This is a genomic window from Pseudomonas borbori (assembly GCF_900115555.1).
Taxonomy (GTDB): domain Bacteria; phylum Pseudomonadota; class Gammaproteobacteria; order Pseudomonadales; family Pseudomonadaceae; genus Aquipseudomonas; species Aquipseudomonas borbori.
Genome location: NZ_FOWX01000026.1, coordinates 16,053 through 30,502, shown reverse-complemented (window position 1 = coordinate 30,502; position 14,450 = coordinate 16,053). Strand labels below are relative to the sequence as shown.

General features: G+C 61.4%; 10 protein-coding genes. 3 read left to right on the top strand and 7 right to left on the bottom strand.

Annotated features, from left to right (window positions below; all coding sequences use genetic code 11):
* Positions 1–182 precede the first annotated feature (182 nt).
* The 3 genes from BM315_RS17550 to BM315_RS17540 all read left to right on the top strand — a co-directional run bounded on the left by BM315_RS17550 (position 183) and on the right by BM315_RS17540 (position 6,289).
* Complete coding sequence (locus BM315_RS17550) at positions 183–1,814, top strand: methyl-accepting chemotaxis protein (protein ID WP_090503447.1); 1,632 nt, start codon at positions 183–185, stop codon at positions 1,812–1,814.
* A gap of 229 nt (positions 1,815–2,043) precedes the next feature.
* Positions 2,044–3,186, top strand: a complete 1,143-nt coding sequence (locus BM315_RS17545; protein WP_090503445.1) for an efflux RND transporter periplasmic adaptor subunit — start codon at positions 2,044–2,046, stop codon at positions 3,184–3,186.
* A 52-nt stretch (positions 3,187–3,238) separates the two neighbouring features.
* Entirely contained in the window at positions 3,239–6,289 is a 3,051-nt protein-coding gene (locus BM315_RS17540) for a multidrug efflux RND transporter permease subunit (RefSeq protein ID WP_090503442.1), read from the top strand.
* 147 nt (positions 6,290–6,436) lie between these two features.
* On the opposite strand, the gene BM315_RS17535 is transcribed toward BM315_RS17540, so the two are convergent.
* The 7 genes from BM315_RS17535 to BM315_RS17505 form a co-directional block, all read right to left on the bottom strand.
* On the bottom strand, positions 6,437–6,667 hold the full coding sequence (locus tag BM315_RS17535) for a hypothetical protein (protein WP_090503439.1): 231 nt from the start codon (positions 6,665–6,667) through the stop codon (positions 6,437–6,439).
* On the bottom strand, positions 6,664–7,353 hold the full coding sequence (locus tag BM315_RS17530) for a lipopolysaccharide kinase InaA family protein (protein WP_090503437.1): 690 nt from the start codon (positions 7,351–7,353) through the stop codon (positions 6,664–6,666). The genes BM315_RS17535 and BM315_RS17530 overlap by 4 nt, the downstream gene beginning before the upstream one ends.
* 834 nt (positions 7,354–8,187) lie before the next feature.
* Entirely contained in the window at positions 8,188–9,849 is a 1,662-nt protein-coding gene (gene ltrA / locus BM315_RS17525; RefSeq protein ID WP_090503434.1) for a group II intron reverse transcriptase/maturase, read from the bottom strand.
* Positions 9,850–10,879: 1,030 nt separating this feature from the next.
* Positions 10,880–12,529, bottom strand: coding sequence for a chaperonin GroEL (gene groL, locus BM315_RS17520; protein WP_090503432.1), 1,650 nt, complete (start codon positions 12,527–12,529; stop codon positions 10,880–10,882).
* Between the two features lie 60 nt (positions 12,530–12,589).
* Positions 12,590–12,883, bottom strand: coding sequence for a co-chaperone GroES (locus tag BM315_RS17515; RefSeq protein ID WP_090503430.1), 294 nt, complete (start codon positions 12,881–12,883; stop codon positions 12,590–12,592).
* 278 nt (positions 12,884–13,161) lie between these two features.
* Positions 13,162–13,626: an FxsA family protein gene (locus tag BM315_RS17510; RefSeq protein WP_090503428.1), complete on the bottom strand. Its 465-nt coding sequence runs from the start codon at positions 13,624–13,626 to the stop codon at positions 13,162–13,164.
* 63 nt (positions 13,627–13,689) lie between these two features.
* Complete coding sequence (locus tag BM315_RS17505) at positions 13,690–14,430, bottom strand: HugZ family pyridoxamine 5'-phosphate oxidase (protein WP_090503425.1); 741 nt, start codon at positions 14,428–14,430, stop codon at positions 13,690–13,692.
* Positions 14,431–14,450: the final 20 nt, after the last annotated feature.

Here is a 14,450-nt window from a genome sequence, read left to right as displayed (position 1 = left end):
CGCTGCAGGCGGCGCCAATTAAAGAATGCTGACGCCAGGCCGACTATTACCCGGCTGCTTTCGCCTTGCCTAGCCTTCGCTCGCTACCTTTTTCCACAGCCTGCCAACCCTTCTTGGCTACCGGTTCAACTCACCCGCTGCGCAAACCGACTCCCACTCGCTATTTCGAGGTGTCACACAACATGCCCCAACAACGCTCCTTGCGTGCACAAATCCTCGGCCTGCTTGGTGTCAGCTTGATCCTGATCCTGCTGATTGCCCTGGCCAGCTTCACCTTCCTATCCAACAGCATCCAGTCCTACCGCAACCTCGTCGACGGCACGCTGCACGCCTCGCGGCTGGTGGACAGTGCCAACGTCGAATTCAAGGTGCAGGTTCAGGAGTGGAAAAACGTTCTGTTGCGCGGCAAGAACCCGGCCGACCGGGATAAGTACTGGAACCAGTTTCAGACCCAGGAAGGCAAGGTGCAGGCGCTTTTGACCGAACTGATCGAGAGTGCCAGCATGCAGCAGGACCGCACATTGCAAAACCAGATCGAGCGGCTGCGCAACGAACACCAAGGCATGGGCAACGCCTACCGCAAGGGTTATGCCGCATTTGTCGCTGGCGGGGCCGAGCCGGCAGTGGGCGACGCCGCCGTCAAAGGCATAGACCGCACCGCCAGCGAACAGATGAGCGCGCTGGTCAGCCAACTCAATCAACATGGCCAGACGCAAGCGCAGACCATCAGCGCCTCGGCCGAGCAAACGGTGTGGCTGGGCCTGACTGTGATGCTGCTCTCCAGCGCGCTGATCGGTCTGTTCAGCCTGTGGCTGGTCAACCGCAACATGATCACCCCGATCCGCGGACTGATCGAACACATCGCCCAGCTCAGTCAGGGCAACTTCGGCCAACGCCTCGACGCCAGCCGTGGCGATGAACTCGGCCGCCTGGCCGAGGCCGCCAACACCCTGCGTGACTTCCTCGCCGACACCTTCAGCCGCCTGCAGCAGAGCACGGTCAATCTGGACAGCGCCAGCAGTGAACTGAGCTCCATCTCCGCCCAGATGGCCCAGGGCACCCACGAACAGTTCTCGCGCACCGATCAGGTCGCCACGGCCATGCACGAAATGTCCGCCACCGCCCAAGAGGTCGCCCGCCATGCAGCTGCTGCTGCAAGCGCCGCCGATGATGCCGACCGGTCGGCCCAACAGGGCGAACTGGTGATGCAGGCGACCATCCAGACCATCACCGGCATGCGCGGCGAGATCGCCAGCACCGCCGACGTGATCCGCCGCCTGGAAACCGACAGCGCACGCATCGGCAAGGTGCTGGAAGTGATCCGCGGCATCGCCGAACAGACCAACCTGCTCGCCCTCAACGCCGCCATCGAGGCGGCGCGGGCCGGCGAGCAGGGCCGTGGCTTCGCCGTGGTCGCCGACGAGGTGCGCACTCTGGCCCAGCGCACCGCCGAATCCACCGCGGAGATCCACCAGATCATCGACACCGTGCAGACCGGCGCGGTGAATGCGGTACGTGCCATCGAGAGCGGGCAGAGCCGCAGCGAGGAAGGCGTGACCCAGGTCACCGAGGCCGGCGCCATGCTGCAGCGCATCACCGGCGCGGTGGAGGCGATCCGCGACATGAACCGGCAGATTGCCACCGCCGCCGAGGAGCAGACCTCGGTGGCCGAGGACATCTCACGCAACCTCACCGAGATCACCGTGATCGCCACCAGCAACCAGCAGAACGTGCAACGCACCGAGGCCGCCAGCCAGAACCTACACGGCCTGTCCGGTCAGTTGCGCGAGGTGACCCGACACCTCAGCGCCTGAGGCATCCCGCGCCACTGCGAGCATCCGCGGCGGCGCACCCAGCGCGCAAATTACGGCAAGAACCCGTTCATCTTCCGGCAATTGCAGCGAAAGCTGGCGACTTCTGGCAACCCAAGCGGGCGCTCGCAATCTTTTGCAAATGCGCCCTTTTGACTTGCCCCAGCCTTGGTACTAAGGTGCCCGTCTAGCCTATTCCCAGGCCCAATCAGCCCTGCCAAGGAACCGGAATATGTTGCTCCGCCGCATGTTGATCATGCTGGGCGTGGTTGCCCTCATGGTACTCGCCCTCGCCGCCTATAAAGGCCTGGCCATCTACCGGGAAATCCAGCAGTTCTCGACGCCGCAGCCACCAATCAGCGTCAACGCCGCCGAAGCCGTCGAACGGCCCTGGCAGAGCCGCCTGCCGGCCATCGGTACGCTGAAGGCTTTCCAGGGCATCGACCTGACCGTCGAGGTCGCCGGCACCGCACGCGATGTGCTGTTCCAGTCCGGCGAGAAGGTCCGCCTCGGCCAGCCGCTGATCCAGATGGACAGCGAGGTGGAACAGGCCAGTCTGGCCACCGCCCAGGCCGAACTGGGCCTGGCACGGGTCGAGTACCAGCGCGGACGCAATCTGATCGCTCGCCAGGCCATCTCCAGGAGCGAGTTCGACCGGCTCTCCGCCGAGCTGCAGAAAGCCGACGCCAGCGTCGCCCAGTTGCAGGCCACCCTGGCGAAGAAGCGCATCCTCGCGCCCTTCGCCGGCACCATCGGCATTCGTCAGGTCGATGTCGGCGACTACCTAGCCTCGGGCACCACCATCGCCACCCTGCAGGATCTGTCGACCCTGTTCGTCGACTTCTTCCTGCCGGAGCAGAACGTGCCGCAATTGGCCATCGGTCAAGACGTGCGCGTCCAGGTGGCGGCCTATCCCGACCAGATATTCGAAGGCCGGATCAGTGCGATCAACCCCAAGGTCGAGGCGACCACACGCAACCTGCTGGTGCGCGCCAGCCTGGCCAACCCGGACGAGAAGCTGCTACCCGGTATGTTCGCCAACCTGCAGGTGCTGCTGGTCGGCGAGACTCCGCAGGTGCTGGTGCCGGAAACCGCGATCACCTACACCCTGTACGGCAATTCGGTATACGTGATCGAGGAACAGGCCGACGAGGGCGGTGCCGACAGTCCAGCCAGCGCTGCCGACGGCCAAGCGGTCCTGCGGGTCGAGCGCCGCTTCGTCGAGACCGGCGAACGCCGCGAAGGTCAGGTGGTGATTCTCAAGGGCCTGCAGGCCGGCGAACGGGTGGTCAGCGCCGGCCAGCTCAAGCTGGATAACGGCGCCCGCGTGGCCATAGTCGCCGATGCGCTCGATGCCGTCGAAACCACCGAATAGCACACAGCCAACCGGCTCCGCTCAGCGCGTTGCCGGTGTATAGGAACTGCCCATGGCCTTTACCGACCCCTTCATCCGTCGCCCGGTGCTGGCGACCGTGGTCAGCCTGCTGATCGTCCTGCTCGGCCTGCAGGCCTTCGACAAGCTGACCATCCGCCAGTACCCGCAGCTGGAGAACGCCCTGATCACGGTCACCACCGCCTACCCGGGCGCCAATGCCGAGACCATCCAGGGCTACATCACCCAGCCCCTGCAGCAGAGCCTGGCCAGCGCCGAAGGCATCGACTACATGACCTCGGTGAGCCGGCAGAACGTCTCGACCGTGTCCATCTACGCGCGCATCGGCGCCGACAGCGATCGCCTGTTCACCGAGCTGCTGGCCAAGGCCAACGAGGTGAAGAACCAGCTGCCGCAGGACGCCGAAGACCCGGTACTGAGCAAGGAAGCGGCCGACGCCTCGGCGCTGATGTACATCAGCTTCTACAGCGACCAGTTGAGCAACCCGCAGATTACCGACTACCTGTCGCGGGTGATCCAACCCAAGCTGGCCACCCTGCCAGGCATGGCCGAAGCGGAAATCCTCGGCAACCAGGTGTTCGCCATGCGCCTGTGGCTCGACCCGCTGAAGATGGCCGCCTATGAGCTGAGCGCCAGCGACATCAACGACGCCGTGCGCCAGTACAACTTCCTCGCCGCCGCCGGCGAAGTGAAGGGCGAATATGTGCTGACCAGCATCAATGCCAGCACCGATCTGAAATCGCCGCAGGCGTTCGCCGCCATCCCGCTGAAAACCATCGGCGACAGCCGCGTGCTGCTCGGCGATGTGGCGCGGGTAGAGATGGGCGCGCAGAGCTACGACTCGATCAGCTCGTTCGACGGCACGCCCTCGGTGTACATCGCCATCAAGGGCACGCCGAGCGCCAACCCGCTGGACGTGATCAAGGAAGTGCGGCAGATCATGCCCGAGATCGAGGCGCAGCTGCCGCCCAACCTCAAGGTGTCCATCGCCTACGACGCCACCCTGTTCATCCAGGTGTCGATCGACGAGGTAGTGAAGACCCTGCTCGAGGCGGTACTGATCGTCATCGTCGTGGTGTTCCTGTTCCTCGGCGCGCTGCGCTCGGTGCTGATCCCGGTGATCACCATCCCGCTGTCGATGATCGGCGTACTGTTCTTCATGCAGCTGATGGGCTATTCGATCAACCTGCTGACCCTGCTCGCCATGGTCCTGGCCATCGGCCTGGTGGTTGACGACGCCATAGTCGTGGTGGAGAACATCCATCGGCATATCGAGGAGGGCAAGACGCCTCTCGATGCCGCCCTCGAAGGTGCCCGCGAGATCGCCGTACCGGTGGTGTCGATGACCATCACCCTGGCCGCGGTCTACGCCCCGATCGGCTTTCTCGAGGGTCTGACCGGCGCGCTGTTCAAGGAATTCGCCCTGACCCTGGCTGGCGCGGTGATCATCTCTGGCATCGTCGCCCTGACCCTGTCGCCGATGATGTGCGCCAAGCTGCTGCGCCACGAGGAAAACCCCAGCGGCCTGGCCCATCGCCTGGACCTGCTGTTCGACTCGCTCAAGCGGCGCTACCAGCGCGCCCTGCACGGCACCCTGGAAACCCGTCCGGTGGTGCTGGTGTTCGCCCTGATCGTGCTGTGCCTGATCCCGCTGCTGCTGATGTTCACCAAGAGCGAACTGGCGCCCGAGGAAGACCAGGGCATCGTCTTCCTCATGGCCAACGCGCCGCAGCCGACCAATCTCGAGTACCTGAACCGCTATACCGAGCAGTTCGTCGAGATCTTCAAGGCGTTCCCCGAGTACTACTCCTCGTTCCAGATCAACGGCTTCAATGGCGTGCAATCGGGCATCGGCGGCTTTCTGCTGACGCCATGGAACCAGCGCGAGCGCACCCAGATGGAGATCCTGCCGCAGGTGCAGGCGCGCCTGGACCGGATCGCCGGCCTGCAGATCTTCGGCTTCAACCTGCCCTCGCTGCCGGGCACCGGTGAGGGCCTGCCGTTCCAGTTCGTGATCAATACGCCGAACGATTACGAGTCGCTGCTGCAGGTCGCCGAGCGGGTCAAGCAACGCGCCCTGGCCTCCGGCAAGTTCGCCTTCCTCGACATCGACCTGGCCTTCGACAAGCCCGAAGTGGTGGTCGACATCGACCGCGCCAAGGCGGCGCAGATGGGCGTGTCCATGGAGGATATCGGCCTGACCCTGGCGACCCTGCTCGGCGAGGGCGAGATCAACCGCTTCACCATCGATGGGCGCAGCTACAAGGTGATCGCCCAGGTCGAACGCGCCTACCGCGACAACCCGGGCTGGCTCGGCCACTATCAGGTCAAGAGCGAAAGCGGCGAGATGCTGCCGTTGTCGACCCTGATCACGGTTAACGATCGCGCGCGGCCGACCCAACTCAACCAGTTCCAGCAGCTCAATTCGGCGATCATCCAGGGTGTGCCCATCGTCAGCATGGGCGAGGCAATCGAGACCGTGCGGCAGATCATGGCCGAGGAAGCTCCGGCCGGCTTCGCCGCCGACTATGCCGGCGCGGCGCGCCAGTTCATCCAGGAAGGCAGTGCCCTGTACGCCACCTTCGGCCTGGCCCTGGCCCTGATTTTCCTGGTGCTGGCGGCGCAGTTCGAGAGCTTCCGCGATCCGCTGGTGATCCTGGTCACGGTGCCGCTGTCGATCTGCGGCGCGCTGATCCCGCTGTTCCTCGGCTTCTCCAGCATGAACATCTACACCCAGGTGGGCCTGGTGACCCTGATCGGCCTGATCACCAAGCACGGCATCCTGATCGTCGAGTTCGCCAACCAGTTGCGTCACCGCCACGGCTTGACGCGCCGCGCGGCGGTCGAGGAAGCCGCGGCGATCCGCCTGCGGCCGGTGCTGATGACCACCGCGGCCATGGTCTTTGCCATGATCCCGCTGATTCTCGCCAGCGGCGCCGGCGCGGTGAGCCGTTTCGACATCGGCCTGGTGATCGCCACCGGCATGTCCGTGGGCACCCTGTTCACCCTGTTCGTCCTGCCCTGCGTGTATAGCCTGCTGGCCACGCCGGACCCGGAACCCACGCCAGAGCCTGCCGCGCCTTAGGCGCCACGCCAGCGGCGACGCTGCAGGACTGACGACAAGCCGCTGCGGGACCGGGCAAAGCAAGTCGGCAAAAACAGCAATGCCGCGCACTCGGGTCGAGTGCACGGCATTGGTATGGCAGCAGGATCTGTCAGGCAGGCCGTTCGCTCATTTCTGTCCGGCCAGGCTCTGCGACAGGCCGAACATGAACAGCAGCAAATCCTTGTCCGGGGCAAGCTGTTGCATCGCCTTGCTGGTTTTGCGCGGCAGTGGACAGCGCTCCAGACTGCCGGAGTCACCCAGCATGACCGGCCCCGGCTCATGCCAGGCAGCGGCGGCCAGTGAGGCCACGCCCAGCGCCGCGACCAGGAAAACACCTCTAGCAATTTCTAACTTCATAACCGCAACCCCTTGATAGCGCTGCCAAACGCTTGCTGGTAACAGTAGACCAATCGATCCCAGTCACCAGCACCCCACGACGAATGGCGCTTGAGTTGCAGCATGTCGTGGCGAGCGGCCTGGCGCGCACTGAAACGTCGCCGGCTCTTTTCCAGGTCCAGCAGGGCCGTTTCGACTTCGATGCGCTCGCCCACCTGTTCGACTCGCACGAACAGATGCTTCTGGTAGAGGCTCCCATGCTGCCAGCCCGCCCGGTGGAAACGCGCCAGCATGCCGGCCACTTGCGTGAGGAGCTGCTCGTTGACCGCCACGCCGAAACGCTCACGGCCACCTTCGGCGTACCACTGGCTGAGCTCCTGAAAGCCTTTCAGCTCCTCCGATACCAGCAGTCCGCGCCATAACCCGGCGCCATCGCGCTGCACATCGCAATAGCGCAGGCTCGGCGCCTTGACGTCGATCTTCTCCAGGGCCAGCAGGGCATCACGCTCGCGCAGCACCGTGGGCCGGCCGAAGGGATAACGCAGGCTGCGGTAGAAGTGGCCCACCTGGCGCTTGGCATAGAGTACCTGGCCATCGCCCAGGTGCAGGCGCTGCACGCCGCTCTCGCCGCCACGCCGCTGGTTCGGTTCCTCGACCCATTCACCCTGCAGTTGCCACCACTGATCGAACACCATCGCTGCTGTCATTTCATTCGCCTGCAAGCCAACTATCACTACAACCAGACTTGGCCAGAAGCCCTACCCAGTCACCAACGGTAACAAAACACCACTCGCGTAACCCGAACGCATTTCCGCGCGCCGACGCACAAGCTCCCCCTGAAGCCCCTGGCTGCAGGGCCGAACCAATCGGTGGTTGCACGCTGACAGCCGAGCTGGAACTTACAGCAATTTTCGCACCACGCAAAAATTCTGCGCCCCCGCACCAGCCGCTGGCGGTTAGGCGCCGGCGTAATTCGCTCACTCGCCATGGCGCATTGCCTGGCAGCCTCGGCCAGGTGCAATGCAGTCCATTCACCGTACATAAGCCGGGCAGGCTTTCACGCACCCAATAAAAAACCCGCGCCGAGGCGCGGGTTTTTCAATGACTGCCGGGAAGCAGGCTGGCTGTCGGGTAAGAGGCGACCATTACTGGCCACCCCTCCCCTAAGAACTGTACGTGCGAGTTTCCCCGCATACAGCTCAAGCCTTTGAAAGCCTCACAACGTGTGCGGGCCGGCATCTCAGATCACTGATCTCTTGAACTACCTTCGGTTAAGCATATAGGATCAGGCCAGTTCTGATTTTCCAAGTGTAAAAGTGAGCGAAAGTGGGGCCGGCAGGTCGCATCTGCCCAAACCACCAGAGTGCTAGCACTCTGCGGCGTGAACTTGAGCGGCTTAACAACCGTTCTCTTTCACAAACTTTAGATTCACTCTTGGAGATTATTCATGGAATTGACATTCAGAATAGACCCGAAGCTTGTGCTGCTCCTCGTGATGCTCATATTGCTTTAAGTCGCTATAGGGGAGGAGAGACCCTCCCTTACAGTTTTCTCTGAGCGTGTAGCTGCCGATGACAGTTGGGATGCAGCAAGACCAAATTTTCCAGTTCGTCGCCTCCGCCTTTGTGCCGCTCGACGATGTGGTGGATGTTCCACCCCGTATCGAACGTGATCAATTGCTTGCACATGGGACAGCGCTTGCTCTGGGCAATCCAAAGCCTCAGCGTTTTCCGTTTACCTTCGTCCGAGTTCCTCCAGGCGTATTCTAATCTTTCCTCGAAGTACGTCTCGTCTGCCGGATCATAAGGATTGGCTTCCGCTCTGATTTTGGTATGCCGCTTGATCGGGACGTCGCTGGCATACAGCAAGGTGGCCAGTTTGCCGCTGGGATGAAGCCCGGAAAATACCCAACTGCGTGTTCCCACACACTTGAAGTACTTTTCCTTGATCCAGCGTTTGCAGCGATTCAAATGTCGCCGCCTGCACCATCGCCATAGCAATTTCCAGATCCTGTAATCCACATAATTGAAGGTCTGCTTGGCGACCACCGGCCTGTGGTAGTTGGCCCACCCCCGAATGACGGGGTTGAGCTTGTCTATCAATAAGCTGGCCGGCAGCGTTTTGTTTCCATCAATTAGTGCCTTCACCTTTGCCAAAAATGCTTTCACGTTCTTGTGGGCTGGCTTTATCAGCAGCTTGTCACCGTACTTGCGAGCATTCTGACCAAGGAAGTCGAAACCCTCCGATACATGCGTGAACAACGTCTTCTCCACCGCGAGGCTCAACCCACGCTCTGCCATAAAGGCATCGACGATAGGTTTAACCTCGTTCTCCAGCAGATCTTTCGAAATACCGGTGATGACGAAATCGTCCGCGTAACGCACATAGTTGACCTTGGTCTTGTAGCTGGCTTTGGTATTGCGTTGCCCGAATCGAGACTCAAGCACCTTTTCCAGACCATCAAGCGCCATATTGGCCAGCACCGGGGAGATGATGCCTCCTTGCGGAGTCCCCGCTTCGGTTGGGTTCAGTAGGCCGGATTCCATATACCCTGCCTTCAACCATTTCCGTAAGACCACCTTGTCCAATGGGATATTGGTGATCAGCCAGTCATGGTTGATATTGTCGAAGCACCCTTTGATATCACCCTCCATGACCCACTGCGCAGAGTGTTTGCGACCGAGATTGACGAACAATTGCTCGATTGCGTCTGCCGTGGATCGGTAAGGACGAAAACCATAGGAATTTCTGTCGGCTGTGGTTTCAGATACCGGTTCGAGTGCCAGCAGGTATAACGCCTGCATGGCCCTATCCAGCATCGTTGGTATTCCCAGCGGTCGGCGCTGACCATTCGCTTTGGGTATGTAGACCCGTCGCAGTGGCCGGGGCTGGTAACCCGTTCGCTTTAGCCGGAATATGGCTCCCCACTTACTTTCAGGTGTGCTCCAGGTTTCCCCATCGACACCCGGAGTCCTACGACCCCGGTTTTCAGTGACTCGTTTCACCGCCAATGCCTTGGCGGCGAATGAGCGAACCAGCATGCGCTGTAGGGCTTTCACCCGGCGCCATTGTTGGTTCTTAGCTGCCTTCGCGATTCGTACCTGTAGCCCTCTCACCTGTTGATGACTGGTCTCCCAGTCAATCGAATGCCAATTGGCAGTCAGGTGGGAGGATGCAGGTACTGCTGTTTGTGCCGTACTCATCTTGCGTTCCTCCAGAAATATTTCCCGGAGGGCAGCAGACGCACGAGCCCCTTGCGGGGAGTGAGTTCACTGCCCCGTAAGGGATTTCTATTTGATAGATGCTGCCAGTTAGACCAGCAAACATCACTTCTTGATGGCTTTACACGCCGTTTCGCGATCAAAGACCCGTCGGAAGTCAGCACCGTTTCCAGTCAGGGCATAACCCCTATCCAGTCCATTACAGCCTGGCATTCGCTTTTTCCGACATCCTTTGCCCGCACTTCCATGGGCCTCCCTTGCGGTTAGCTTGCCTCTGCCATAACAGTCAGTGGCGAAAATACGGGTTTACCGAGTTCCATACCTGTCACAAGGAAGGGTTAGGTCCTGCCTATTCACCGATGACTCAATGTCAGCGTGTCTCCAGATGTAAAAGAGACAACCAGTCATGCACCATTTTGGTCGAAGCCTATCAGCAACTTTGGCTCCATGCGGTTGACGGTGTTTATCAGCAGTTCACTTACGTTGACCATACCAACCAGCCTAGCGTCGCACCCGCGTGTTGCTCGCAGGATTTGCATGGCACCTCACGGCGACCACACACCACAGACATCGTGGGACTACATTGTCAGGAAGCTTCGCACCCCACCGTTACCAGTGACGCACTATCCCTAGGCTACTTTTGGCTGAACAAAAGGTTTTATGCCCGAGTACCGCAGCACTCGAGCATAAAACAATGACAGATACAGCTTGCGCCCTATAGAGAGCAGCCAAGCGCTGTAAAACAAGATCCCAGCTTGAACAGTAGCCCGCAGGTGAACTGTTGGTGGGTAACTTGTGGTCGGGTAAGACCTCAAATTAAAGGCGCACTTACCCTGTATTCGACACCTTGTGGGTGACCGAAACCGGGCTGAAGTGGCCCGGGATCGGGTTTAACAGTGCTATTTTCTGCGGGAACGTGCCACCAACCATGTGGTGGCACTTGGGTCGCCAAACCATGTGGCGACCACTGTGTAGCCCGCTAGGCTAGCTACCTATAGCGACTCTCGTCGCACTACATCATGCCGCCCATGCCACCCATACCGCCCATGCCGCCCATATCCGGCATACCAGCGGCCGGCTTGTCGTCGGCTGCTTCACCGACCATGGCTTCGGTGGTGATCATCAGGCTGCCGATCGAGGTCGCCGCCTGCAGGGCCGAACGGGTGACCTTGGCCGGATCGAGGATACCCATCTCGATCATGTCGCCATACACGCCGGTCGCCGCGTTGTAGCCGAAGTTGCCAGCGCCTTGCTTGACCTTGTCGACCACTACGCTCGGCTCGTCGCCGGCGTTGGCGACGATCTGGCGCAGCGGCGCCTCCACGGCACGACGCAGCAGGGCGATGCCGACGTTCTGATCTTCGTTGTCGCCCTTCAGCTCGGAGATGGCCTGCAGGGCGCGCACCAGAGCTACACCGCCGCCAGGCACCACGCCTTCTTCCACTGCCGCGCGGGTCGCGTGCAGGGCGTCTTCGACGCGGGCTTTCTTCTCTTTCATCTCGACTTCGGTGCCGGCACCGACCTTGATCACGGCAACACCGCCAGCCAGCTTGGCCAGACGCTCTTGCAGCTTCTCCTTGTCGTAGTCGGAGGAGGTGTCTTCGACCTGCTTGCGGATCTGTGCCACGCGCGCTTCGATGTCGGCTTGCTGGCCGGCGCCGTCGATGATGGTGGTGTTTTCCTTGCTCAGCACGACGCGCTTGGCATTACCCAGGTGCTCCAGGGTAGCGCCTTCCAGGCTCAGGCCGACTTCTTCGGAAATCACGGTACCGCCGGTGAGGATGGCGATGTCCTGCAGCATGGCCTTGCGCCGATCGCCGAAGCCCGGCGCCTTGACGGCCGCGACCTTGACGATGCCACGCATGTTGTTGACCACCAGGGTGGCCAGGGCTTCGCCTTCGACGTCTTCGGCCACGATCAGCAGCGGACGGCCGGCTTTGGCCACGGACTCCAGCACCGGCAGCATTTCGCGGATGTTGGAGATCTTCTTGTCGACCAGCAGGATCAGCGGGGTTTCCAGCTCGGCGACCATGGTGTCGGGCTTGTTGATGAAGTACGGCGACAGGTAGCCACGGTCGAACTGCATGCCTTCGACGACCGACAGTTCGTTTTCCAGACCCGAACCTTCCTCGACTGTGATCACGCCTTCTTTACCGACTTTTTCCATGGCTTCGGCAATGATGTCGCCGATGGAGCTGTCGGCGTTGGCGGAGATGGTGCCGACCTGGGCGATCGCCTTGCTGTCGGTGCACGGCTTGGACAGGTTCTTCAGTTCGGCGACGATGGCGATGGTGGCCTTGTCGATGCCGCGCTTGAGGTCCATCGGGTTCATGCCGGCAGCAACGGCCTTCAGACCTTCGCTGACGATGGCCTGGGCCAGTACGGTGGCGGTGGTGGTGCCGTCGCCGGCTTCGTCGTTGGCCTTGGAGGCTACGTCCTTGACCAGCTGCGCGCCCATGTTCTCGAAGCGGTCTTTCAGCTCGATTTCCTTGGCAACGGAAACGCCGTCCTTGGTGATGGTCGGAGCGCCGAAGCTCTTCTCAAGAATCACGTTACGGCCTTTCGGGCCGAGGGTCGCTTTAACCGCGTCAGCCAGGACGTTTACACCGGCGAGCATTTTCTTGCGGGCGGAGTCGCCGAACTTAACTTCTTTAGCAGCCATGATGGATATTCCTCAAAATTCGTTTTGGTGGAACGCGATGCGCTATGGCGGAGGCGGAAATCAGGCTTCGAGCACGGCCAGGATTTCGCTCTCGCTCATGACCAACAGCTCTTCGCCGTCGACCTTGATGGCATTGCTGCCGGAGTAAGGACCAAACACCACTTTGTCACCGACCTTGACGGCCAGCGGGCGCACTTCGCCGTTGTCCAGCACGCGACCGGTGCCTACAGCGACGATTTCGCCCTGGTTCGGCTTCTCGGCAGCGGAACCCGGCAGCACGATGCCGCCTGCGGTTTTGGTCTCTTCTTCGCTGCGACGGATCACGACGCGGTCATGCAGAGGACGAAGCTTCATTGTCGATCTCTCCCAATAGGTTGTTTACATCGGCCGGTGTTCACACCAGCGGGTTAGCAAAGTCCGGCGGGGCCGGTTGCGCTGCACCGAAGTACAACGCGGAAGTCTGTTCTGCCGAAACCGACAGAAAACCTTGCGGTGACCGCTACATAAGGGCGCACAAGGGGATTTCAAGGGTGAAGGATGATTTTTTTTGCTGCGGATCAACGTCTGTAACGACGTATTGACGATAGCCAGGCGAGCATCTCTGCACGCTCGGCGCAGCCCGCATGACGGCGTCAGTCGCGGCGCTCGTACTCGCCTTCCAGCACATTCGGCCGGGCCGCGCCCGGTCTGGTCGGCCCGGAGCGCGCCGCCAGGTCATCGGCAAAGGCCCGCTGGCGCATGGCTTGCTCGGCCGCCCGCAGACGGATCTTGTTGACCAGCAAGCGACGGGTAAAGGGGATCAGGCACAGCACGCCGAAGATGTCGCTGATGAAGCCCGGCAGCAGCAGCAGGCCGCCGCCGACCGCAATCAGCAGGCCTTCGAGCATTTCCTGCTCGGGCAGTTCGCCGCGCGCCAGTTTCTCGCGCGCGCGCCAGGCGGTGGCGACGCCTGCAACGCGCAGCAGGATGCTGCCGAGGATCGCCGTACCGATGACCAGCAACAAGGTCGGCAGCACGCCAATGGCGCTGCCGACCTGGATCAGCAGCGCCAGCTCGATGATCGGAAACAGCAAGAACAAAAACAGAAAAACACGCATCAAGGATTCCTTAACGGAAGAACGGCTTCCAATAAGAGTGAAGTATGGGGTATTCCGCCTAATTCAAGCTAACGCGGCGCCGTCGGTCGGCCAGGTTTCGGCACGAGCCAGCCGGACAAAGGCCTGACGCACTTCGCCGCAAGTGTTGCAGGAGGTGGCGAAGGCCAGCCAATACAACCCCTGGCCGATGCGCAGGTGAAACCCCTCACTGTCGATACCCACCAGTTCGGCCGGCACATGGCTGGGCAAACCGGCCAGCGCGACATAATGGGCGATGGCGCTGGCATGGTCGGCATTCATGTGCTCGAGCATGCCCTGCTCGCCGCCCCCTGCTAGCGCCGCGAACGGGTTGGCCAGCGCCACCTGGTCCAGCCAGTGGATCGCGCCGAAACCGCCGATATAGCGCCAGCGCACCGGTTCCAGCACCCAGAAATCGAAATCATGGGCGCGATGATAATCCTGCGATTCGGGGAAATAGCGGTAATAACGCGCAGCCGCCGCCTCGATTGCGTCCTGGTCACACAACTGTCGCGCTTCGGCGAGTAGCGTGAGACGACCGACCGCCTGCACGTCCTCGGCGCCGCGTTCGCCGACGAACAGCGAACACTTGGCGTCCTGCCGGAGGTTATGGGTGTGTTGGGCGATGCGGCTGATCAGGATCAGCGGCCAGCCCTGAACGTCCAGGCAGTAGGGCACCACCGATCCGAAAGGAAAGCCCGGCATGGCCTTCGAATGGGTCGAGAGCACCCCGCGGTATTCCTTGAGCAGCAATTCTCGGGCATGCTTACGGGCTTTCACGCTCACCTTATGACTCCTCGCAAAGA

Excerpts from the sequence above, each read along its gene's own strand:
- BM315_RS17545 (WP_090503445.1), top strand. The coding sequence starts at position 2,044 with ATGTTGCTCCGCCGCATGTTGATCATGCTGGGCGTGGTTGCCCTCATG.
- BM315_RS17510 (WP_090503428.1), bottom strand. The coding sequence starts at position 13,626 with ATGCGTGTTTTTCTGTTTTTGTTCTTGCTGTTTCCGATCATCGAGCTG.
- BM315_RS17540 (WP_090503442.1), top strand. The coding sequence starts at position 3,239 with ATGGCCTTTACCGACCCCTTCATCCGTCGCCCGGTGCTGGCGACCGTG.
- ltrA (WP_090503434.1), bottom strand. The coding sequence starts at position 9,849 with ATGAGTACGGCACAAACAGCAGTACCTGCATCCTCCCACCTGACTGCC.
- groL (WP_090503432.1), bottom strand. The coding sequence starts at position 12,529 with ATGGCTGCTAAAGAAGTTAAGTTCGGCGACTCCGCCCGCAAGAAAATG.
- BM315_RS17550 (WP_090503447.1), top strand. The coding sequence starts at position 183 with ATGCCCCAACAACGCTCCTTGCGTGCACAAATCCTCGGCCTGCTTGGT.
- BM315_RS17515 (WP_090503430.1), bottom strand. The coding sequence starts at position 12,883 with ATGAAGCTTCGTCCTCTGCATGACCGCGTCGTGATCCGTCGCAGCGAA.
- BM315_RS17535 (WP_090503439.1), bottom strand. The coding sequence starts at position 6,667 with ATGAAGTTAGAAATTGCTAGAGGTGTTTTCCTGGTCGCGGCGCTGGGC.
- BM315_RS17530 (WP_090503437.1), bottom strand. The coding sequence starts at position 7,353 with ATGACAGCAGCGATGGTGTTCGATCAGTGGTGGCAACTGCAGGGTGAA.